This is a genomic window from Streptomyces sp. NBC_00986, assembly GCF_045162565.1.
In the GTDB taxonomy this organism is placed as follows: Bacteria; Actinomycetota; Actinomycetes; order Streptomycetales; family Streptomycetaceae; genus Streptomyces.
This window is the reverse complement of sequence record NZ_CP108733.1, coordinates 4,533,175-4,556,358: the sequence shown is the minus strand read 5'-3', so window position 1 is coordinate 4,556,358 and position 23,184 is coordinate 4,533,175. Positions and strand designations below refer to the sequence as shown.

At 67.1% G+C, this 23,184-nt stretch carries 17 protein-coding genes; 10 read left to right on the top strand and 7 right to left on the bottom strand.

Annotated elements, in window-relative coordinates:
- Positions 1 to 178: 178 nt before the first annotated feature.
- The 5 genes from OG504_RS19635 to OG504_RS19615 all read left to right on the top strand — a co-directional run bounded on the left by OG504_RS19635 (position 179) and on the right by OG504_RS19615 (position 6,425).
- Positions 179 to 1,213: an ABC transporter permease gene (locus tag OG504_RS19635; RefSeq protein WP_405990973.1), complete on the top strand. Its 1,035-nt coding sequence runs from the start codon at positions 179 to 181 to the stop codon at positions 1,211 to 1,213.
- Between the two features lie 125 nt (positions 1,214 to 1,338).
- Entirely contained in the window at positions 1,339 to 3,147 is a 1,809-nt protein-coding gene (locus OG504_RS19630; RefSeq protein ID WP_405990972.1) for an ABC transporter substrate-binding protein, read from the top strand.
- Between the two features lie 94 nt (positions 3,148 to 3,241).
- Entirely contained in the window at positions 3,242 to 4,222 is a 981-nt protein-coding gene (locus tag OG504_RS19625) for an ABC transporter permease (RefSeq protein WP_405990971.1), read from the top strand.
- 8 nt (positions 4,223 to 4,230) lie between these two features.
- Positions 4,231 to 5,292, top strand: coding sequence for an ABC transporter ATP-binding protein (locus OG504_RS19620; RefSeq protein ID WP_405990970.1), 1,062 nt, complete (start codon positions 4,231 to 4,233; stop codon positions 5,290 to 5,292).
- 11 nt (positions 5,293 to 5,303) lie between these two features.
- Positions 5,304 to 6,425, top strand: coding sequence for an ABC transporter ATP-binding protein (locus tag OG504_RS19615; RefSeq protein WP_405990969.1), 1,122 nt, complete (start codon positions 5,304 to 5,306; stop codon positions 6,423 to 6,425).
- Positions 6,426 to 7,607: 1,182 nt separating this feature from the next.
- Here the strand turns inward: OG504_RS19615 and OG504_RS19610 are convergent.
- The 6 genes from OG504_RS19610 to OG504_RS19585 all read right to left on the bottom strand — a co-directional run bounded on the left by OG504_RS19610 (position 7,608) and on the right by OG504_RS19585 (position 14,619).
- Entirely contained in the window at positions 7,608 to 8,360 is a 753-nt protein-coding gene (locus tag OG504_RS19610) for a class I SAM-dependent methyltransferase (protein ID WP_405990968.1), read from the bottom strand.
- A gap of 163 nt (positions 8,361 to 8,523) precedes the next feature.
- Entirely contained in the window at positions 8,524 to 9,570 is a 1,047-nt protein-coding gene (locus OG504_RS19605) for an ABC transporter ATP-binding protein (RefSeq protein WP_405990967.1), read from the bottom strand.
- A 25-nt stretch (positions 9,571 to 9,595) separates the two neighbouring features.
- Positions 9,596 to 10,636 (bottom strand): ABC transporter ATP-binding protein, encoded by a 1,041-nt coding sequence (locus OG504_RS19600; RefSeq protein ID WP_405990966.1) that lies wholly within the window; start codon positions 10,634 to 10,636, stop codon positions 9,596 to 9,598.
- Positions 10,637 to 10,685: 49 nt separating this feature from the next.
- Complete coding sequence (locus tag OG504_RS19595; protein WP_405843835.1) at positions 10,686 to 11,666, bottom strand: ABC transporter permease; 981 nt, start codon at positions 11,664 to 11,666, stop codon at positions 10,686 to 10,688.
- A 102-nt stretch (positions 11,667 to 11,768) separates the two neighbouring features.
- Entirely contained in the window at positions 11,769 to 13,499 is a 1,731-nt protein-coding gene (locus tag OG504_RS19590; protein WP_405990965.1) for an ABC transporter substrate-binding protein, read from the bottom strand.
- A 94-nt stretch (positions 13,500 to 13,593) separates the two neighbouring features.
- On the bottom strand, positions 13,594 to 14,619 hold the full coding sequence (locus OG504_RS19585) for an ABC transporter permease (protein ID WP_405990964.1): 1,026 nt from the start codon (positions 14,617 to 14,619) through the stop codon (positions 13,594 to 13,596).
- A gap of 448 nt (positions 14,620 to 15,067) precedes the next feature.
- Between OG504_RS19585 and OG504_RS19580 the strand changes: the two genes are divergently transcribed.
- From OG504_RS19580 to OG504_RS19560, 5 genes are read left to right on the top strand one after another with little or no spacing between them, the layout of a single operon-like run.
- A complete protein-coding gene (locus tag OG504_RS19580; protein ID WP_405990963.1) occupies positions 15,068 to 16,702 on the top strand; it encodes an ABC transporter substrate-binding protein in 1,635 nt (544 codons plus the stop codon).
- A 60-nt stretch (positions 16,703 to 16,762) separates the two neighbouring features.
- The gene (locus OG504_RS19575) at positions 16,763 to 17,686 is read left to right on the top strand and encodes an ABC transporter permease (RefSeq protein ID WP_405990962.1); all 924 of its coding nucleotides are present in this window, start codon (positions 16,763 to 16,765) and stop codon (positions 17,684 to 17,686) included.
- Positions 17,679 to 18,659, top strand: a complete 981-nt coding sequence (locus tag OG504_RS19570; RefSeq protein ID WP_318018654.1) for an ABC transporter permease — start codon at positions 17,679 to 17,681, stop codon at positions 18,657 to 18,659. Before OG504_RS19575 ends, OG504_RS19570 begins: the two co-directional genes overlap by 8 nt.
- 8 nt (positions 18,660 to 18,667) lie before the next feature.
- The gene (locus OG504_RS19565) at positions 18,668 to 19,642 is read left to right on the top strand and encodes an ABC transporter ATP-binding protein (RefSeq protein ID WP_366489662.1); all 975 of its coding nucleotides are present in this window, start codon (positions 18,668 to 18,670) and stop codon (positions 19,640 to 19,642) included.
- On the top strand, positions 19,635 to 20,708 hold the full coding sequence (locus tag OG504_RS19560) for an ABC transporter ATP-binding protein (RefSeq protein WP_405990961.1): 1,074 nt from the start codon (positions 19,635 to 19,637) through the stop codon (positions 20,706 to 20,708). The genes OG504_RS19565 and OG504_RS19560 overlap by 8 nt, the downstream gene beginning before the upstream one ends.
- A 238-nt stretch (positions 20,709 to 20,946) precedes the next feature.
- Here OG504_RS19560 and OG504_RS19555 read toward each other — a convergent pair whose 3' ends face one another.
- Positions 20,947 to 23,070 (bottom strand): prolyl oligopeptidase family serine peptidase, encoded by a 2,124-nt coding sequence (locus OG504_RS19555; protein WP_405990960.1) that lies wholly within the window; start codon positions 23,068 to 23,070, stop codon positions 20,947 to 20,949.
- Positions 23,071 to 23,184: the final 114 nt, after the last annotated feature.

The following is a 23,184-nucleotide window of genomic DNA, read 5'->3' as shown; positions in this document are numbered from 1 at the left end:
TTGGCTCTGAGGAGTCGGCCGGCGGTCTAGTGCCGCCGTTCAACTACGCGCGTCCGGCTGCGGGATCTCCCGCCGCACCGGGACGCTCCGGACCTCTTTCCTAGCTCCGGCCGGTGACCGCGCACACCCTGCGCCGGTCGCCCGCTCGGCACACCCACACCTGTGAAATGGGCGAACAGTGACAAGTCCTATCGACATTGAGGGCGGCGGAACCTCGGTCGTCGTCGACGGCGAACCAGGGCCGCAGGCGGAGCCCGAGGCCAAGAAGATGGAGGGCCGGTCGCCCGGCCAGCTGATGTGGATCCGCTTCAAGCGCGACCGCACCGGCGTGATCTCGGCCTACGTCGTGGCCTTCTTCTTCCTCGTCGGGCTCCTCGCACCACTGATCTCCAAGCTGTACGGCAAGGACCCGTACACCGTGTACGCGGACGAACGCCCCGAGCTCTTCGACAGCGCGGGCGTCCCGCTGCAGCCCAACGGCGGGATCAGCAGCCAGTTCTGGTTCGGCCTCGAACCGGGCAACGGCTACGACGTGTTCACCAAGCTCCTCTACGGCATCCGCACCTCGCTGATGATCTCCATCTGCGTGACGATCGCGACCGTCCTCACCGGCATCCTGCTCGGCGTCGCGGCCGGCTACCTCGGCGGCAAGTCCGACTACTTCATCAGCCGGGTCATCGACTTCCTGCTGGCCTTCCCCTCCCAGCTGTTCTTCATCGCCAGCATGCCGGTCGTCGTGTCGCTCTTCGTGAGCCCGACCGACGAGACACCGACGTACGTCCGTGTCGTGGCCCTCATCGCGGTGCAGTGGTTCCTGGGCTGGATGAGCCTCGCCCGTATCCTGCGCGGCACCAGTCTGGCGCTGCGCGAACGGGAGTTCATCGAGGCGGCGAAGGTCAGCGGGGCCTCGCCCTGGCGGATCATCAGCAAGGAGATCCTGCCGAACGTGGTCACGCCGATCCTGGTGCAGTCCACGTACATGCTTCCCGGCTTCGTGACCGCCGAGGCCGGACTGTCCTACCTGGGTGTGGGCATCGTCGAACCGACGCCGGACTGGGGACAGATGTTCTCCAAGGCGTCCACCGAACTCGTGATGCAGAACGACATCACCTACATGTTCTTCCCGGGTGTCTCGATGATCATCTTCATCGTGGCCTTCAACCTGCTCGGGGACTCGGTCCGGGACGCCTTCGATCCCAAGACGGCACGCTGACCGTCCGTTGGTGGGCGTCCTCGCCCGGATACCGCACGGCAACACAGCACAGCGATCCAGCACGGCGATCCAGCACGGGAATTCCTTTGTGCACTGGTGACACACAGATGGGTGGAAACTGAGTGATGAGTAGGGGCGGACGCCACGTATACGCCGCGCTCTCCGTGCTCGCGGCCGGGGCTCTTGTGCTCACCGGTTGCAGCAAGGGCGGCAGCGACGCGAGCGACAACAACAAGCAGGACAAGGAGAACGCGGCAAGACAGCAGAAGTCGATCAAGTTCGGCGACACCGCGGACTCCACCGGACCGGCCGCGGCCGTGGCCGGCGCCAAGTCGGGCGGCACGATGGAGGTCCTCCAGCGTGACAGCTTCGCCCACCTCGACCCGGGCCAGATCTACGTCTCCGACGAGATGGCCCTGTCGCAGCTGATCCACCGAGGCCTGACCGGTTACAAGGCGACCAGCACCGACGGCAAGTCGCACGAGGTCGTCGGCGACCTCGCCACCGACTCCGGTACCACCACGGACGGCGGCAAGACCTGGAAGTACACGCTCAAGGACGGCATCAAGTTCCAGGACGGCACGCCGATCACGTCCAAGGACATACGCCAGACCGTCGAGCGGCTCTTCGCGCCCTTCATCAACCAGGGCCCGTCCTACCTCCAGCAGTGGCTGGCCAACACCTCCGGCGCCGACTACCGCAAGCTGCTGCCGGACGGCCCGTACAAGGGCAAGCACCTGCCGAGCAGCGTCCTGGAGACGCCGGACGCGAAGACCATCATCTTCCACTTCAAGACACCGCACTCGGACCTGCCGTACGCGCTCGCCATGGCCGGCTACTCGGTCGTGTCCGCCAAGGGCGACACCCAGGCGAAGTACGACAAGACCCCGGTGGTGACCGGTCCTTACAAGATCCAGTCGTTCAAGTCCGGCAAGTCGATGGTGCTCGTGAAGAACACCAACTGGGACCCGAAGACGGACCCGATCCGTCACCAGTACGTGGACCAGTTCAACTTCACGTTCAACCAGCAGTTCGAGACGTCGACGAAGGCGCTCCTCGCGGACAGCGGCGCGGACCAGACCGGTGTGAGCCTCAGCAACCAGGTCGACGCGGGCAACCTGTCCAGCGTGCTCAAGGACCCGAAGATGAAGTCCCGCACGATCTCCGGCTACCAGCCGTACGTGGGACAGATGAACATCAACATGAGCCACCCGGCCATGAAGGACAAGACGGTCCGTGAGGCCATCGCCTACGCGCTGCCCATCACCCCGTTCGTCCGCGCCTTCGGCGGCACCGACGCGATGGAGGTCGCCGGCGGTCTGATCAGCCCGACCGTCTCCGGCTACGACCCCACGTTCGACCCGTTCGGCAAGAAGAAGAAGCCCGCCGGTGACCCGGTCAAGGCCAAGGCGCTGCTGAAGAAGGCCGGCAAGCTCGGCATGAAGCTCACCTTCGGCTACACCAACACCCCCGAGGGCCAGCAGTACTCCACCGCCATGGCGGCAGGCCTGAAGAAGGCCGGCTTCAACGTCCAGCGCCAGGAGATCCCGGCCGAGACCTACTACGACCAGGTCTCCAAGCTGGACAACAACTACGACATCTTCCACACCGCGTGGGGCGCCGACTGGCCGTCCGCCTCGACCGTCATCCCGCCGCTCTACGACGGACGCGTGATCGCCGACGGTGCGCAGAACTACTCGCAGATCAACGACCCCAAGGTCAACAGCGAGATCGACCGCATCAACAAGATCACCGACCCGGTCAAGGCCGCGGCCGAGTGGGAGAAGCTCGACCAGTACATCGTGAAGGACGTCGTCAACGTCGTCCCGACCGCGTACTACAAGCAGACCCAGATCGCCGGCTCCAAGGTCGGCGGACTCGTCTACGACGACGTCATCGGCGGCGTCGACCCGCGACGCCTGTTCGTCAAGTAACCGCAGTCCGTCCGGCACCCGGTGCTCCCGCCCCTCTCCGGGGCGACGCACCGGGTGCCGGACGGCCCGCCGACGTCAGAGAGCTGCCCCTGTCATGCTGCGCTTCCTCTTCCGCCGGTTCCTCGGCGCCGTCGTCATCCTCTTCCTGCTGAGCATCATCACGTTCCTGCTGTTCTTCGGGATGCCACGCGACCCGGGCCTGCTGATGTGCGGCAAGACCTGCAACCCGACCAGCCTCGCGAACATCCACCACGTGCTCGGCCTCGACAAGCCGATCAGCACGCAGTACGGGATCTTCCTGAAGAACCTCGTCATGGGCAGCAACGGCTTCGCCCAAGGTCCCTGCCCCGCCCCGTGCTTCGGGTACTCGTACCACACCAACGACCAGGTCTGGGCCACGCTGATCGACCGGCTGCCCATCACGGTCTCGCTCACCCTCGGCGCAGCCTTCTTCTTCCTGCTCATCGGCCTCGGCACCGGCCTGCTCGCCGCCTGGAAGCGCGGCACGGTCATCGACAAGGCGGCCACGGCCGGGGCGATGGTGCTCAGTTCGATGCAGATCTACTTCCTGGGACCACTGGCACTGGCACTGCTCGTCTACCAGACCCACATCTTCGACAAACCGGCGTACAACAGCTTCACCGCTGACCCGATCACCTGGTTCACCGGCCTGATCATCCCCTGGGTCGTGCTGTCCACGATCTTCGCCGCGCAGTACACCCGTATGGCGCGCTCGGCGATGATCGAACAGCTCCAGGAGGAACACGTCCGTACGGCCAAGGCGAAGGGCATGTCCCGCAGATACGTCTTCTTCCGCTACGCCTGGCGCGGTTCGCTGATCCCCATCGTCACCATCTTCGGCATCGACCTGGGCACACTGCTCGGCGGCGCGATCATCACCGAGGTCACGTTCAGCCTGCCGGGCCTCGGCCAACTCGCCGTACAGTCCGTCTTCTTCAGCGACCTGCCGCTGCTGCTGGGCGTGATGCTGTTCTCCGCCACCATGATCCTTCTCTTCAACATCATCGTCGACGCCTGCTACGCCTTCATCGACCCGCGCGTGCGGCTGGCCTAGGAGCACTCGTGACCACATTGACCAAGGAAGCCGGAGCTCCCTCGCCGGCCGACGCGGGTGCCTTTCTCTCGGTGCGGGACCTGCACGTCAGCTTCAAGACCGAGGACGGCGTCGTCCGTGCCGTCGACGGTCTCTCCTTCGACGTCGAACGCGGCAAGACGCTGGGCATCGTCGGGGAGTCGGGCTCCGGCAAGTCGGTCACCAACCTGACGATCCTCGGCCTGCACAACCCGATGTTCACCACCGTCGAGGGCGAAATCCTCCTGGACGGCCAGGAGTTGACCACGGCACGCGAGTCCGAGATGGAGAAGCTGCGCGGCAACAAGGTCGCCATGATCTTCCAGGACCCGCTGACCGCCCTCTCCCCGTACTACACGGTGGGTCGCCAGATCGCCGAGCCGTACATGAAGCACCTGGGCGCCTCGAAGAAGGCCGCGTGGGCGCGTGCGGTGGAGATGCTCGGCAAGGTCGGTATCCCCAACCCGAAGGAACGGGCGAAGGACTACCCGCACCAGTTCTCCGGCGGTATGCGCCAGCGCGCGATGATCGCGATGGCGCTGGTCTGCGACCCCGACCTGCTGATCGCCGACGAGCCGACAACGGCCCTCGACGTCACGGTCCAGGCCCAGATCCTCGACCTCCTGAAGGACCTCCAGCAGGAGTTCGGCTCCGGGATCGTCTTCATCACTCACGACCTCGGCGTGATCGCCGACATGGCCGACGACATCATGGTGATGTACGCGGGCAACGCGGTGGAACGCGGCTCGACGAACGAGGTCCTCCGCTCACCCCAACACCCCTACACCTGGGGCCTGTTGAACTCCATGCCCCGCCTGGACTCGGACCTGAGCGCGCCCCTGGACCCGATCCCCGGCGCCCCGCCCTCCCTCCTGAACCCGCCCTCGGGCTGCCGCTTCCACCCCCGCTGTACCTTCCAGGACCGGGTCGGCGGCACCCGCTGTGTCACCGAACGCCCGCTGCTCGCCCCCGACCGCGCCTCGGCCTGCCACCTCACGGCGGACCAGAAGCGCAGCATCTTCATCGAAGAGATCAAGCCCCGACTGGGCTAGGAGGAGACGTCATGACAGAGGACCTCGTCCTGCCCGCCCCGCGCGACGCGGTACCGGAAGCCTCCGGCGACCCGTTGCTGGTCGTGGAGGGCCTGACCAAACACTTCCCGGTGAAGGGCGGCTTCCCGATCCGCCGTACCGTCGGCGCCGTCCAGGCCGTCGACGGCATCGACCTGACCGTGCACGTGGGCGAGAGCTTCGGCCTGGTCGGCGAGTCGGGCTGCGGCAAGTCGACGACGGGCCGGTTGATCACCCGCCTGCTGGAGCCGAGCGCGGGCACGATCACCTACAGCGGCCAGGACATCACCCACGCCTCCCGCAAACAACTGGCCCCGATCCGCTCCGAGATCCAGATGATCTTCCAGGACCCGTACTCGTCGCTGAACCCGCGGCAGACGGTCGGCAAGATCATCTCGGGCCCGATGGAGATCAACGACATCCAGCCGGAGGGCGGCCGTGAGGCCCGCGTCCGCGAACTGCTGGAGATCGTCGGTCTCAACCCCGAGCACTACAACCGCTTCCCGCACGAGTTCTCCGGCGGCCAGCGCCAACGCATCGGTGTCGCCCGCGCGTTGGCCCTCGAACCGAAGCTGATCGTCGCGGACGAACCAGTGTCGGCCCTGGACGTCTCGATCCAGGCGCAGGTGGTGAACCTGCTCCAGAAGGTCCAGAAGGAACTCGGCATCGCGTTCCTGTTCATCGCCCACGACCTCGCAGTCGTACGACACTTCTCGCACCGCGTGGCGGTCATGTACCTCGGCAAGATCATCGAGGTGGGCGACCGCGACTCCATCTACACCCGCCCCCGGCACCCGTACACCCACGCCCTGTTGTCCGCGGTGCCCGAGGTGAACCTCAGCGACAACGAGACAGCCGGCCGCGAACGCATCCGCCTCGCCGGCGACGTTCCCTCCCCGATTTCACCTCCCTCCGGCTGCCGCTTCCGCACCCGCTGCTGGAAGGCCCAGGAAAAGTGCGCGACCGAGGAACCGCCACTGATCCAGATCGAGGGCAACCGCCCCGCCCACCTGACGGCCTGCCACTTCCCGGAGGAGCCGACGATCGAGGCGCGGGACGAGGACATCGTGCTGGACCCGGCGTTGGCTGCGCTGGAGGAGTCGTTGGAGGAGTAGGGAGTTGCTGCGGCCCTGGGTTGTGATGTGGACGTTGGGCCGCCCGCTTCTTGGTCAGTGTCGGGATTGCGGGAGCCGAGTAAAGGGCGCTCCCTGCGGTCGCGTCGGCTGCGCCGATTCCGCTGCGCTCCACCCTTGACTCGTCTCCCGCAATCCCGTTTCAGAAGCGAGCGGGCGGCCCAGGGGGATGGGTGGCCCAGGTAGGAATCCCCTTGCCTGTACTGCGTTGCGGGCCGGTGCGGAGGGGACGCGTTCGCGTCTCGCCAGCACGCCGGGCGGGCTTAGCGGCTACCGGCCGGTGGGGTGCGAGGGTGCGAGGGTGCGAGGGTGCGCGCTGCCGCCTCGCCAGCACGCCCCCTCGGCTCAGCGGCCAACGGTGGATGGGGGAGTGGGCGGGGGTGGGTCGATGGGTGGGTGGGTGGTTGCTGGAGGCTGTAGGTAAAACTAACCACCTTCATGCCCTTTGGCTGGTTAGAAAGGACCCCGGCTTCCGGAGGTGGCGGGGTCAAGGTCGGGGTTGGGGGCGTGCTGGCGTCTCGGCTGTATGCCGGTTCGGCTCGGCGGCTGTCGGCCGGTGGGGGCTTCCCGGCCGTCGGTTCTGGGCGACGGCCCGGGCGATGGCCTAGGTGATGGCCTGGGTGAGGGCGCGGGTGGTGACTTCCGCTTGCCAACCGCCTCTCCCGGGGCACCTGGTCCGTAGAAGTGTGACAGTTGAAGCGGAAGTGTCACACTTTCCAGCCCCACCCCACCCCACCCCACCCCACCCCACCCCGGCCCACCCTGGCCCTCGGCCCCGCCCCCTCTTGAGGCTGGGGCCATCTCTAACCAGTCAAAGGGCATGACGGTGGTTAGTTTTACCTGCAGCCTCCAGCAACCACTCATCCACCCACCCCCGCCCACTCACCGTTGGCCGCTGAGCCGACCCGGCGTGCTGGCGAGACGGCAGCGCGTCCCTCCGTACCGGCCCGCAACGCAGTACAGGTACGGCATATGTACCTGGCCACCCGTTCCTCCGGGCCGCTCGCTCGCTTCTGAAACGGGCTGGAGCGGACCGTGTCAAGGGTGGAGCGGAGCGGAATCGGCGCAGCCGACGCGACCGCAGGGAGCGCCCTTTACTCGGGCCGTGGAAGCCCGACACTGGCCAAGAAGCGAGTGGCCCAACGGCAACTGCGAAACGCCGCCCTAGCTACACCGGCTCGTAGTCTCAGCCACGGTAATGATCTCGGGACTGTCCAGCGCCAACGCCCCCCGCCCCCAGTCGCCGTACCGCTCCACGACGACAAACCCGGCCTCGCTCAGGAAGCCGTCGAGGGTATCGGTGTCGAGGAACCTCAGGGTGGTTCGGTCGACTTGAGGCCGTTCCCACTGGGTGCCTTCGAAGGTCTCCGTGAACGTCACGCGTCCCTCGCCGGCCGCCACGGACTCGACCTCGTGCCACACGCGTACGACCCCACCACGCCCGTCGGGAATCTCCCGCACCCGGTCCGGCGTCCACGTCTCCCACGCCCGGGCCCCCGGATTCCGCGTCTCGAACACGAACCGCCCACCGGCCACGAGAGCGGCACGTACGGCCCGTAGGGCGAGGCACAACTCCTCGTCGCCGAGCAGTACTTGGAAGGCGTGTCCGGTCATGACGGCGAGTTCGAACTCACCGTGCCACTCCCGTGCGCGTAGATCTCCGAGCACCCACTCGACGTCAGGTTCATGAGCCCGCGCCTGCACCAGCATTGCCGCGGCGGGATCGAGCCCCATGAGCCGTCCCCGATGCCCCTCTTGCCGGGCCCGCCCGAGCAACCGCCCGGTGCCGCACCCGACATCGAGCACGGAGTCGGCGCGCCTGACCAGCCCGAGACAGAAGTCGTCGCCGGGCCCCCACGGGTTGAGGGTGTCGTACAGGGCGGCGAGCGAAGGATCCGCGAACGAACGATCAACCACCGCGGAAGTGTGTCACGCCGAACCCTGGCACGTCCGTTCATGACGAAGGCCCGCGCCTGGGTGGGCGCGGGCCTTCGTCCCCTGGAAGCGGACATTCATGGGCTCGGGTCAATGGGCCGGTGAAAGTCCGTTCCTGAAGGGGGCGGCTGACTAAAGGGGTGTGTCAGGCCGCCGCCTCGGGGTCCTTGGAGAGACGGGGTGCCGGAACGGTGTCCGCCGTCTCGGGGTAGTGGCATGCGGTCAGGTGGCCCGGCTTGTTGCCCTCGACCTGTACCAGCGGCGGAGCCTCCGTCGCGCACTTCTCCGTCGCCTTCCAGCAACGGGTACGGAAACGGCAGCCCGTGGGCGGGTTGATCGGCGACGGCACGTCACCGACCAGCCGGATGCGGTCCCGGGCGGGCGTCTCGTCCACCGTGGCCTCGGGCACGGCGGACAACAGGGCCCGCGTATAGGGGTGGCGCGGGTTGCCGTACAGGTCGTCGCGGTCGGCGATCTCCACGATCTTGCCGAGGTACATTACCGCGACTCGCTGTGAGAAGTGCCGGACGATCGCCAGGTCGTGGGCGATGAACACGAACGCGATGCCGAGTTCCTTCTGGACCTTCTGGAGCAGGTTCACGACCTGGGCCTGGATCGAGACGTCCAGCGCCGATACCGGTTCGTCCGCGACGATCAGCTTCGGTTCGAGGGCCAACGCGCGGGCGACACCGATGCGTTGGCGCTGGCCGCCGGAGAACTCGTGCGGGAAGCGGTTGTAGTGCTCGGGGTTGAGGCCGACGATCTCCAGCAGCTCACGGACGCGCGCCTCGCGGCCGCCGGCCGGGTTGATGTCGTTGATCTCCATCGGGCCGGCCACGATCTTGCCGACCGTCTGCCGCGGGTTCAGCGAGGCGTACGGGTCCTGGAAGATCATCTGGATCTCGGACCGGATGGGCGCCAACTGCTTGCGGCCCGCGTGGGTGATGTCCTGGCCGCGGTAGGAGATCTTGCCGCCGGTCGGCTCCAGGAGCCGGGTGATCAGGCGGCCCGTCGTCGACTTGCCGCAGCCGGACTCGCCGACCAGGCCCAGGCTCTCGCCCTCGCCGACCTGGAAGTCCAGCCCGTCGACGGCCTGCACGGCACCGACCGTACGCCGGATCGGGAAGCCGCCCTTGATCGGGAAGTGTTTGGTCAGCCCGCTGACGTCCAGGAGGGGGTTCGCGTTGCTCATGATGGGAAGTCCCGTTTCTAGTACGTCAGTTGTGCTGGGCTACGGCGAGAAGGTCGGCGAAGAGTTCCTGGCGCTGCTGGGTGGTGAGGTGGCAGGCGGAGCCCCGGCCGTCGACCACCTCCAGCACGGGCCGCTCGCTGGAGCACAGGCCGCCCTCGACCTTCTCGGCGAAGGTGCAGCGCGGGTGGAAGCGGCAGCCGGACGGCGGATTGAGCAGCGAGGGCGGCGAGCCCGGGATCGGCATCAGCGGTACGTCGACCGGTCCTTCGAGGCTCGGCATGGAGCTCAGCAGACCGAGGGTGTAGGGGTGCTGCGGGTCCGTCAGCACCTCCTTCTTGGTGCCGCGCTCCACACACCGGCCGCCGTACATCACGAGGACGTCGTCGGCGATGTCGGCGATGACGCCGAGGTCGTGCGTGATGAACACGATGGCGGTGCCGAACTCCTGCTGGAGGTCCTTCAGCAGGTCCATGATCTGGGCCTGGACCGTCACGTCGAGGGCCGTCGTCGGCTCGTCGGCGATCAGCAGTTCCGGGTCGCAGACCAGCGCCATGGCGATCATCGCGCGCTGACGCATACCGCCCGAGAACAGGTGCGGGTAGTCGTCCACCCGGACCTCGGGCTGGGGGATCCCGACCCGCTTCAGCATCTCGATCGCCCGCGCGCGGGACTCCTTCTTGGAGGCGCCGGTGTGCTTGCGGTACACCTCGCTGATCTGCTTGCCGACCGTGTGGTACGGCGACAGCGAGGCCAGCGCGTCCTGGAAGATCATGGACATCTTGTTGCCGCGCAGTCGCTCCAGTTCCCGCTCGCTCGCGGTGAGCAACTCCTTGCCGTCGAGCAGGATCTCGCCCTCGATCGCCGTACGGTCGCGGTCGTGGAGGCCCAGGATCGTCAGGTTGGTGACGGACTTGCCGGAGCCCGACTCGCCGACGATGCCGAGCGTCTTGCCCTTGGCGAGGTCGAAGGAGAGCCCGTCGACGGCCTTGACGATGCCGTCCTCGGTGGAGAAGTGGACTTTGAGATCCCTGACGGAGAGGAAGGGCTGCTGATCGGTGCTCGTCACGGAGACGCTCCTGGGGGCGATGCGGGGGGTAGGGGGTACGGCCGGAGGGTCAGGCGAGCCGGATCCGCGGGTCGATGAAGGCGTAGGCGGCGTCGACGATGATGTTGAAGAAGACGATCGCGGCGGCCGCCAGCACGGTGACGCCGAGCAGCATCGGCAGGTCGCTCTGGATGACGGAGATCACCGCGAGGCGGCCGATGCCCTGGAGGCTGAAGACCTGCTCGGTGATGATCGCGCCGCCGATCAGCGTGCCCAGGTCGATGCCGAACACCGTGACGATCGGACCCATCGCGCCACGCCAGGCGAAGCGCAGGAACACGTTGGCACGGGAGAGGCCCTTGGCGCGCGCGGTCCGGACGTAGTCCTCGCTGAGCTGCTCGACCAGCTGGGAGCGGGCCATACGGGTGTAGTTGGCGGTGAAGATGATCGACAGCACCAGCCACGGCAGCAGCAGGCCGGAGAACCACGACACGGGGTTGTCGGTCAGCGGCGTGTACGAGGGCTGGTCGAGGATGCCCGTCTTGAAGACCAGGAAGTACAGCGCGATGTAGCCGACGAAGTAGATCTGGAGCGAGGAGCCGAGCAGCGAGGCCGAGGTGGCGAGCTTGTCCAGGAACTTGCCCTGCTTGAGCGCGGCGATCATGCCGGTGCCCACACCGAAGATCAGGAAGATGACGGCCGAACCGAAGGCGAGCGAGAGGGTCAGCGGCAGTCGGTCCATGATCGTGCCGAAGACGGGCTCGTTGTTGGCGAAGGAGTAGCCGAGGCACGGAGCGTTGCACATTCCGAAGCCGCTGTAGTCCCGCCCGACGAAGATCCCCTTCAGCCAGTACCAGTACTGCACCGGGATCGGATGGTCGATGCCCAGGTTGTGCCGGATCTGCGCGAGCGAGGCCGGCGTGCAGTTCTTGCCGCAGGACATCATGGCCGGGTCACGCGGGACGGCGTAGAAGAGCCAGAAGGTGATGGCGCTGATGATCAGCAGAATGACCAGCGCGCCGATCGTACGGCGGACAAGGAAGCGGAACATGGGGTCAGGACTCTCCGGGCGAGGCGCCGTTGCCGGGGCGTGAGGGGTGTGGGGCCGGTGGGGGGGGGCCCGGTGGGGCCGCCCCCTGGTGGCGTGTGGCGCCTACGCCTTGGCGTAGAGCCTCGTGAGCGCGAGGCCGGTGTTTCCGGCGTCGTAGACGAAGCCGCCGAGCTTCGAACCGTGCATCCAGTTGCGGATGGCGTGGTAGTCCGGGACGCAGGCCGCGAGCTCCATGACCTGCTTGTCGATGGCGCCCCAGGCCTTGTTGGCCGCGTCCGCGTCGGTGATCTGCGAGGCGGCGGCGATCGCCTTGTCGACGCTCGCGTTCTTCAGCTGCGCGTAGTTGCTGCGGCCGTCGCCGATGTTGGCCCCGTCCCAGCAGGGGTAGAAGACCGAGTAACCGCCCGGCCAGTCCGGGCTCCAGCCGGCCGCGAACAGGTCGTACTGGTTGTCGATCTTGCCGATCTGGGTGTAGAAGGTCGACTTGTCGATCTGCTTGTTGACGACCGTGAAGCCGGCCGCCTCCAGCGCGTTCTTGATCGCCACGGCCTGCTTCACCGCGTTGTCCGACGTCTGGTAGGCGATGACCAGCTTCTGCCCGACCTTGCCGGCCTCCTTGAGGAGGGCCTTGGCCTTGACCGGGTCGCCGCCGGGCTTCTTGGTCTTGCCGTACAGGTCGAATTCCGTGTAACCGGGCGTCACCGGGCTGAAGATCGTGGTCGCGATCTCGCTGGTGGACGCGCCACCGCGGATGGTCTGCAACTGCTGGTTCGGCCAGGCGTAGTTGATGGCCTGGCGGACCTTGACGTCCGTGATCCGGGTGGTGTTGATCGGCCAGTAGTAGGTGACCGTGTCGACCGCGGTGAGCACCCGCTGCTTGAGCTTCGCGTTGGTGAGGACCGTGGCGATCCGCTCGGGGGCGACCTCGTTGAAGATCGACATCGTGTACTGGTCGTTGCCCTTGTCCGCTATGTAGCGGTCGGTCGAGGCCAGCAGTTCGAAGCCGAACTGGAAGAGGTACTTGTCCGGGTAGGCGTTGCGGATCGGGTCCGTCGCCGCGTCCCAGTGCTCGTTGCGGGTGTACGTCATGGACTTGCCGACGTCGCGGGCGGAGATCTTGTACGGGCCGCAGGAGAACGGCTGCTTGTCGTACTTCTCCTTGGTGTCCTTCGACTTCTTCACGAAGGAGTACGCCCGCTCGGCGAGCGTGAAGTTGAAGTCACCACGGGCCTCGTTGAGGCGGAAGGTGATGGTCTTGCCGTCGATCTCGATGGAGTCGAGGTTCTTGCCCTCGTAGGGGCCGGTGTACTTGTCGCCGCCCACCAGGAACTGCTGGACGTAGCGCGGGCCCTCGGTGACGAAGGAGGCGAAGAGGCGCTCGAAGGTGTGCCGGACGTCGTCCATGGAGAGGTCGGAGCCGTCCTCCCACTTGATGCCGTCCTTGATGGTGAACGACCAGGTCTTGCCGCCGTCCTTGGCCGTGCCCGCGTCCGTGGCCGCGTCGCCGACCAGGGTGGCGCCGCCCTTGGAGTCCAGCTTGTAGCCGGTCAGGCCGCGCATGATCGGCGTGGTGATGAGGATCTCGGTGGAGACGTAGATCTGCGCCGGGTCCAGGTGGTCCATGTCGAACTGGTCGAGCCCGTAGATCGTCCCACCCTTGACCGCGCCGGCGACCTCGGGAGCCGGGCCGGTCGAGTCGGCCTTCGTGCCGACCTCGATCTTGCTCTGCTTGGCCTTGCTGACGGAGGGGACCTTGCTGTTCGAGGTCGAGTTGCCGCCGCCACAGGCGGTCAGCACCGAGCTCGACGCGGCCACCACGCCGGTGGCGATCATGAAGTTTCTACGGGAAAAAGACACAGTAACCCTGCCTTACGGGTGGGACGGGACCAGCCGGACGACATTGACCGGGCCGGAGATGAGAGATGGGTCAGCGCTTGGACTTCGGGTCGAGCGCATCGCGCGCCGAGTCGCCGAGCAGGTTGAACGCCAGGACGAAGATCACCATGGCCAGGCCCGGGAAGAGCATGAAGGTGAAGTCCTGGGTGTAGAACTGGGCGCCCCGCTGGATCATGACGCCCCAGTCGGGGGTCGGGTCGATCATGCCGACACCGAGAAAGGCGAAGCCCGCCTCAGCGGTCACGTAGGCCGGGAGCATGAGCGTGGACTGGATGAGGATCGGGGTCCACAGGTTGGGCAGCAGTTCCTTGAACACGATGCGCGCCGGTGACGCCCCGGTCACCTTGGCGGCCTCGACGAACTCCCGCTCGCGCAGACCGAGTACCTGGCCGCGCAGCAGACGGGCGATCGACGCCCAGCCGAAGAAGGACATCATGATGATGAGCGCGGTGGCCCGCAGCCAGGTCGGGATGTTGTCGTCGGCGGCGACGAAGAGCCCGAACACCACCGGCATGAAGGCGATGATGAACAGCGTCGAGGGGATCGACAGCACGATGTCGATGATCCGGCCGACGAAGTAGTCCGTCTTGCCGCCCAGGTAGCCCGCGGTCACGCCGACCACGACGCCGACGGCGGTGGTGATCAGGGTGGCGGCCAGGGCGATGCCCAGCGAGGTCCGGATGCCGTAGATCAGGAAGGTGAAGACGTCGCGGCCCAGCTGCGGCTCGATGCCGAACCAGAACTGCGAGCTCATGCCGCCGTTGGGACCCGCCGGGTACGAGAAGGCGTCGAGCAGACCCGGGTCCTGGCTCGCGTACGTCGTGTACGGATCTTTCCCGTAGAGCTTGGATATCAGCGGTGCCGCCAGCGCGATCGCGAAGAAGAAGATCACGATGATCGCCGATATGACGCCCGTACGGTCCCGTTTGAAACGGCGCCACGCGAGCTGACCCGGGGACCGGCTCTCGTTGGCCTTCGAGGCGGGAGAAGTGATCGACTTCTCAAGGCTCTCGTCGGTTACTTCGAGCGGGACCGCGGATGAGGTTGGGGGGATCATGCTGCTCCTGGCCCAAGGGGGTCTGATGAGACTCCGCAGGGCACTCCCCTACGGGCTACGCCGGACTTTTTCAACGCAATTCATGCAAGGTCAATAAAATCTGGGCCGACTTGGGTTTCTCTTTACCTTCTTTACTTCCTCATGGTCAGTCCGTAGCTACGCGGGTAGCATGCCGTGATCGATCCGTGCTTTATATCGGGCCAACTGCACTAAACGGGCAATGAGTTCGTTATGCGGACGCCTCTGTATCGGAATGCGTACACCGGGGCGTCACAATCCAACGGTTCTGCATCGCTTCGTGGTGATCCATTGTGCGCTACACCGAAGATCCTCTGAACGGACGTCAGGGGTCCCCCGAAAGGGTGGGCCCGCAGGCGATGTGCTCCTTTTCGGTCGATATTGACCGGTAACGGATCGGCATGGATCGGCTTTCCTGAGGAGGCACTCGATGCGTGGAGCCACGCACGCCAAATGGGCCGCTTGCGCGGCGGCGGTAGCCCTCGCGGCGACCGCCTGTGGGGGCGGCGGAAGCAGCAGCAGCGGCGGCGGTGACGGCAGCGCGGTGCTCAGCGCCTCCTGGGGTGACCCGCAGAACCCGCTGGAGCCGGCCAACACCAACGAGGTGCAGGGCGGCAAGGTCCTCGACATGGTCTTCCGCGGGCTGAAGCGGTACGACCCGAAGTCCGGCAAGGCCGAGGACATGCTCGCCGACAAGATCGAGACCACGGACTCGCAGAACTTCACGGTGACGATCAAGAGCGGCTGGAAGTTCAGCAACGGCGAGGCCGTCACCGCGAAGTCGTTCGTCGACGCGTGGAACTACGGGGCCAGCCTCAAGAACAACCAGAAGAACGCGTACTTCTTCGGGTACATCGAGGGCTACGACAAGGTCCACCCCGACAGCGGCTCGCAGTCCGCCACCACGCTCACCGGGCTCAAGGTGACCGGCACGGACACCTTCACCATCAAGCTCACCCAGAAGTTCTCGACCTTCCCCGACACCCTCGGGTATGCGGCCTACTCGCCGCTGCCGTCGACGTTCTTCTCGGACCACGCGGCCTGGCTGAAGAAGCCCGTCGGGAACGGGCCGTACACCATCTCGTCGTACACCAAGGGCTCGCAGATGCAGCTCAAGAAGTGGGACGGGTACACCGGGACGGACAAGGCGCAGAACGGTGGGGTGACCCTCAAGGTCTACACCGACAACAACACCGCCTACACCGACCTGATGGCCGGCAACCTCGACCTCGTCGACGACATCCCGGCCTCGCAGCTCAAGAACGTCAAGAGCGACCTCGGCGGCCGGTACATCAACACGCCCGCCGGCATCATCCAGACCCTCGCGTTCCCGTACTACGACAAGAACTGGAACAAGAGCGGCTCGGACAAGGTCCGCCAGGGACTGTCCATGGCGATCAACCGGGACCAGATCACCAACACGATCTTCCAGAAGACCCGCACCCCGGCCACCGACTGGACCTCCCCGGTGCTCGGCACCGCGGGCGGCTTCCAGGACGGGCTGTGCGGGGACGCCTGCAAGTACAACCCGACCGAGGCGAAGAAGCTGGTCCAGGAGGGCGGCGGCATTCCCGGCGGCCAGGTCAAGATCACGTACAACGCGGACACGGGCTCGCACAAGGAGTGGGTGGACGCGGTGTGCAACTCCATCAACAACGCGCTCGGCAACGACAAGGCGTGCGTCGGCAACCCGGTCGGCACCTTCGCCGACTTCAGGAACCAGATCGGTCAGCACAAGATGACGGGCCCGTTCCGCGCCGGCTGGCAGATGGACTACCCGCTCATCCAGAACTTCCTGCAGCCGCTGTACTACACCAAGGCCTCCTCCAACGACGGCCTGTGGTCCAACAAGGACTTCGACAAGCTCGTGAACCAGGCCAACGCGGAGACGGACACGAGCAAGGCGATCAAGCTCTTCCAGCAGGCCGAGGGCGTCGTACGGGACAACATGGCCGCCATCCCGCTCTGGTACCAGAACGGCAGCGCGGGCTACTCCGACCGGCTCTCCAACGTGGCGCTCAACCCGTTCAGCGTCCCCGTCTACAGCGAGATCAAGGTCAGCTGAGCCGTAGCCGTACAGGGGGCGGGCCCGCCGTGGGCCGCCCCCGTGATCCCCGGAGCCCTCATGGGACGGTACGTAATCCGGCGTCTGCTGCAGATGATCCCGGTCTTCATCGGCGCCACACTGTTGATCTTCCTGATGGTGAACGTGATGGGCGACCCCATCGCGGGCCTGTGCGGCGACCGGCAGTGCGACCCGGCGACGGCCGCCCAGCTGAAGCGGGAGTTCGGCCTCGACAAGCCCGTGTGGCAGCAGTACCTGACCTACATGGGGAACGTCTTCACCGGTGACTTCGGGACGGCGTTCAACGGCCAGAAGGTCACCGAGCTGATGTCGACCGCGTTCCCGGTCACCATCCGGCTGACCCTCGTGGCGATCGTCATCGAGGTCGTCGTCGGCATCGCGCTCGGTGTGATCACCGGCCTCAAGCGGGGCCGCCCGATCGACACCGGCGTGCTGCTGCTCACCCTCGTCGTCATCTCCATCCCGACCTTCGTCACCGGCTTGCTGCTGCAACTGCTCCTCGGCGTCGAATGGGGCTGGATCAAACCGTCCGTCTCACCGGAGGCGACCTTCAGCGAACTGCTCGTCCCCGGGCTGGTGTTGGCCTCGGTCTCCCTCGCGTACGTGACCCGGCTGACCCGGACGTCCATCGCGGAGAACCGGCGCTCCGACTACGTCCGTACGGCCGTCGCGAAGGGCCTGCCCAGGCGCCGGGTGATCGTCCGCCACCTTCTCCGGAATTCCCTCATCCCGGTGGTCACCTTCATCGGCACCGACATCGGCGCCCTGATGGGCGGCGCGATCGTCACCGAGCGGATCTTCAACATCCACGGCGTCGGCTTCCAGCTCTACCAGGGGATCGTGCGCCAGAACACGCAGACCGTGGTCGGCTTCGTGACGGTCCTCGTCCTGGTCTTCCTGGTCGCGAATCTTCTCGTCGACCTCCTCTACGCCGTACTCGACCCGAGGATCCGCTATGCCTGAGCAGCCGTTCGAACCGGAGCGCGCCATCGCCGGCACCGGCATGGGCGGCCCGATGGACCTCGCGACGAGCGAGGCGGAGACCTTGGAGAAGACCCCGGGCGGACCGGAGGGAACAGGCCCCGCCGGCAAACCCCGCTCCCTCTGGTCCGACGCCTGGCGCGACCTGCGTCGCAACCCGGTCTTCATCATCTCCGCGCTCGTCATCCTCTTCCTGGTGGTCATCTCCCTCTGGCCCTCCCTGATCGCCTCGGGCAACCCCCTCAAGTGCGACCTCGCCAAGGCCCAGGAGGGCTCCCAGCCGGGCCACCCCTTCGGCTACGACGGCCAGGGCTGCGATGTCTACACGCGCACGGTCTACGGCACCCGTACGTCGGTGACGGTCGGCGTGCTCGCCACGCTGGGGGTCGCGATCTTCGGGTCGGTGCTGGGCGGACTCGCCGGTTTCTTCGGAGGGATCTGGGACTCGATCCTGTCCCGCCTCACGGACATCTTCTTCGCGATCCCGGTCGTCCTCGGCGGCCTGGTGCTCCTGTCCGTGGTGACGAGCAACACGGTCTGGCCGGTCATCGGGTTCATGGTGCTGCTCGGCTGGCCGCAGATCTCCCGCATCGCCCGCGGCTCGGTCATCACCGCCAAACAGAACGACTACGTCCAGGCCGCGCGTGCCCTCGGCGCCTCCAACTCCCGTCTCCTGCTGCGCCACATCACCCCGAACGCGGTCGCCCCGGTGATCGTCGTCGCGACCATCGCGCTCGGCACCTACATCTCGCTGGAGGCGACCCTGTCGTACCTCGGCGTGGGCCTGAAGCCGCCCACGGTCAGCTGGGGCATCGACATCTCCGCCGCCTCCCAGTACATCCGCAACGCCCCGCACATGCTCCTCTGGCCCGCCGGAGCCCTGGCGATCACGGTCCTCGCGTTCATCATGCTCGGCGACGCGGTGCGCGACGCCCTCGACCCGAAGCTGAGGTGACCGGCGTCATGCTGCTCGAAGTGCGGGACCTGCACGTGGAGTTCAGGACCAGGGACGGGGTCGCCAAGGCCGTCAACGGCGTCAACTACAGCGTGGACGAAGGGGAGACCCTGGCCGTGCTGGGGGAGTCGGGGTCCGGGAAGTCCGTGACCGCGCAGGCCGTGATGGGGATCCTCGATGTGCCGCCGGGGAAGATCACCGGCGGGGAGATCCTCTTCCGGGGCAAGGACCTGCTGAAGTTCAAGGAAGAGGAACGGCGCAAGGTCCGCGGCGCCGAGATGGCGATGATCTTCCAGGACGCGCTGTCCTCGCTCAACCCCGTGCTCTCCGTGGGCGACCAGCTCGGCGAGATGTTCATCGTGCACCGGGGAATGTCCCGAAAGGACGCACGGACCAAGGCGGTCGAGCTGATGGACCGGGTGCGGATCCCGGGAGCGGCGCAGCGTGTGCGCGACTACCCGCACCAGTTCTCCGGCGGTATGCGCCAGCGCATCATGATCGCCATGGCGCTCGCGCTGGAGCCGGCGCTCATCATCGCCGACGAACCCACCACCGCCCTCGACGTCACCGTCCAGGCCCAGGTCATGGACCTGCTGGCCGAGTTGCAGCGCGAGCTGCACATGGGGCTCATCCTCATCACCCACGACCTCGGAGTGGTCGCGGACGTCGCCGACAAGATCGCCGTGATGTACGCGGGCCGGATCGTCGAGTCGGCCCCCGTCCACGACATCTACAAGGCGCCCGCCCATCCGTACACGCGCGGTCTGTTGGACTCCATCCCGCGTCTGGACCAGAAGGGGCAGGAGCTCTACGCCATCAAGGGCCTGCCGCCGAACCTCATGCACATCCCGCCCGGCTGTGCCTTCAACCCCCGCTGCCCGATGGCCCAGGACGTGTGCCGGACCGACGAACCCGAGCTGTACGAGGTGGATCAACACCGGGGCAGCGCCTGCCACTTCTGGAGGGAGTGCCTCAATGGCTGAGTCGATCCTGGAGGTGACCGGGCTCGTCAAGCACTACCCGTTGACCCAGGGCATCCTCTTCAAGAAACAGGTCGGTGCCGTCAAGGCCGTCGACGGGGTGGACTTCACGCTCGACAGAGGCGAGACCCTCGGCATCGTGGGGGAGTCCGGGTGCGGTAAGTCAACCGTCGCCAAGATGCTGGTCAACCTCGAGCGGCCGACCGAAGGGTCGATCAAGTTCAAGGGCGAGGACATCAGCAAGATGTCCGGCCGCGCCCTGAAGGCCGCCCGGCGCAACATCCAGATGGTGTTCCAGGACCCGTACACCTCCCTCAACCCCCGTATGACGGTGGGCGACATCATCGGGGAGCCGTACGAGATCCACCCCGAGGTGGCGCCGAAGGGCGACCGGCGCAAGCGGGTTCAGGATCTGCTGGACGTGGTCGGGCTCAACCCCGAGTACATCAACCGGTATCCGCACCAGTTCTCCGGCGGCCAGCGCCAACGCATCGGCATCGCACGGGGGTTGGCGCTGCGCCCCGAGGTCATCGTCGCCGACGAACCCGTCTCCGCGCTCGACGTCTCCGTGCAGGCCCAGGTCATCAACCTCCTCGACCGGCTCCAGGACGAGTTCGACCTGTCGTACATCTTCATCGCGCACGACCTGTCGATCGTCCGGCACATCTCGGACCGGGTCGGGGTGATGTACCTCGGCCGGATCGTGGAGATCGGCAAGGACGAGGAGATCTACGACCACCCGACGCACCCGTACACCCAGGCGCTGCTGTCCGCGGTGCCCGTGCCCGACCCGGACGCGCGGGACCACCGGGAGCGGATCATCCTCGCGGGTGACGTGCCGTCGCCGACGAACATCCCGTCCGGGTGCCGCTTCCGCACCCGTTGCTGGAAGGCGCAGGAGCGCTGCTCACTGGAGGTGCCGCTGCTCGCGGTGCCCGCGGAGTTCCGGCTCGTGAGCGGGCCCGCCGCGCACGACTCGGCCTGTCACTTCGCCGAGGAGAAGACGGTCGTACCGAAGGAGGAAACCCCCGAAGCGACCCCGGACGATCTTGCGGATGGGGCGGAATAACACCACAAACAGGCATCAAACGCGTTAACACGCAGGCAACTCGGCCGACCCGGTCTCGATATACGGACGCGTCAATCTGAATGACGTACGGCCGTGCGGGTGCCGTAAACGGACCGGGGCGCGCCATGTCGCCCCGGTCCGTTGCCCTTTTTTGCGCCTAAACCGGCGCCGCTCTCGCGGACCTGGCTGGTGCTTCGTCGTGGTTCCTCAATTAATGGCTGCGGTGGTCCGTGGAGTACTACCGCCCGGCCAGGCCGAGAGCGCGCCGCAGGAAGTCCACTTGGAGCAGCAGGAGATTCTCCGCGACCTGTTCCTGCGGGGTCATGTGCGTGACGCCCGACAGCGGCAGCACCTCGTGCGGGCGGCCGGCGGCCAGCAGCGCGGAGGACAGCCGCAGGGAGTGCGCGACCACCACGTTGTCGTCGGCGAGACCGTGCACGACCATCAGCGGGCGGTGCGGGTCGGCGGGCGCCGACAGTCCGTCGTCCGTGATCAGACTGCTCTTCGCGTACGACTCCGGGTCCTTGGCCGGGTCGCCGAGGTACCGCTCCGTGTAGTGGGTGTCGTAGAGCCGCCAGTCGGTGACCGGGGCGCCCGCGATGCCCGCGTGGAAGACGTCCGGGCGGCGGAGGACGGCGAGCCCCGCGAGCCAACCCCCGTACGACCAGCCGCGGATGGCCACCCGGGAGAGGTCCAGGGGGTGGCTCTTCGCGAGGTCCTGGAGGGCGTCGACCTGGTCGTCGAGGGAGAGGGTGAAGTCGCGGTGGATCGCCTTCTCCCAGGCCGGTGAGCGGCCCGGGGTGCCGCGCCCGTCGGCGACGACGACCGCGAAACCCTGGTCGGCGAACCACTGCGAGGTGAGGTGCGCGTTGTGCGCGGCGACCACGCGGGGGCCGTGCGGACCGCCGTAGGGGTCCATCAAAACCGGAAGCGGACTGCTGCCGTCGTAGTCCTGTGGCATAAGCAGGGCGCACGGGACGCGCCGTGCGCCCCCCTCGGTGAACGTGATGCGCGGGGACAGGCCGGGATCTTCGGCGTACGACGCGATCGGCACCGCCTTCCTGCCCTCGCGCAGCACCTGGACCTGTGTGCCCGGCCGGTCCGGCACCGCTGAGATCAGCACGGTCACGCCCCCGGCGCGTACCGCCGAGTGCACGCCGGGCTCCTGCGAGAGGCGCTCCAGGCCGAGCTCGTTGACGCGGTAGACGTGCACCTCGCCGGTCTCCGGGGTCGGCGCGTCCTCGCCCGCCGACGCCGAGATCAACACGTGGTCGTCGGAGACGTCGAGCACCGCGCGGACGTGCAACTGCGGCCCTGTGAGCAGGCGTTCACCCACCGCGAGCACCCGCGCGCCACCCTCGTCGGCGATCCGCACGAGCCGTCCCGAGGGGCTCCAGCACGGCACGCCAGGGAAAAGATCAAGCCAAATTGGATCTTCGTCGGCATGCACCATCCGGGTCGCCCCCGAGTCGGGCTCCACGGCGAGGAACAGCTGGCTGCGCTGGTCCCTGGCCTGCACGAGCAGCAGCGGCGCACCCGCCGCTGACCAGTGCACTCGCGCCAGATACGGGTAACGGACGCGGTCCCAGACGACCTCCGTGCGCGTCCCGTCCAGCCCGATCACGTACAGCCGCACGTCCGCGTTGGCCGTGCCCGCCGCCGGGTACGCGACCCGCTGCGGCTCGCGCTCGGGGTGGGCGGGGTCGGCGATCCACCAGCGCTGGACCGGCGTGTCGTCCGCGCGCGCGACCAGCAGTCGGTCCGACTCCGGCGACCACCAGAAGCCGCGCGTCCGGCTCATCTCCTCGGCCGCGATGAACTCGGCCAGTCCATAGGTGACTTGGTCCGACTCCGGCTCGGCGAGCGCCCGGTCACCGTCGCCGTCGGCTCCCACGACGCGCAGGGCGCCGCCCGTGACGTAGGCGATGTGCTGCCCGTCGGGGGCCGGGCGGGGGTCGATCACCGGTCCGGGGACCGGGAGTTCGCGTGCCGTGCCGGCCCGCAGGTCCGCCGTGAAAAGCCGCCCTGACAAGGCGAAAGACGCCAGCTCGGCCTCGCTGTCGGTGGCGTAGCCGATGATCCCCGCGCCGCCCTCGCGGGTGCGTTCGCGGCGGGCCCGCTCCTCGGGCGAGAGGTGTTCCGAGGCGCCGCCCAGGAGGGCGCGCGGGTCGGCCGCGACGCGCTCCTCGCCGACCGCCGGATCGAGGACCCACAGCGCGTTCGCCCGGTCCGTGCCGGAGGGGGAGCGCAGGAACACGACCCGCGAACCGTCAGGTGACACGGTGAACGCGCGCGGCGCGCCGAGCGTGAACCGCTGGGTACGGGCGTGCCGTCGGGGGAAGGAGTCAGCCTCGGTCGTCATGCCCCGACCATATTGGCCATGCGCCCCCTTGTGCGGCTGTGCGCCGAGCGATGCGCGAGCGCGGATAGTTATGATCACTAGCGCTGCGTGGGTATGAACCTGCTGGCTCCTGTA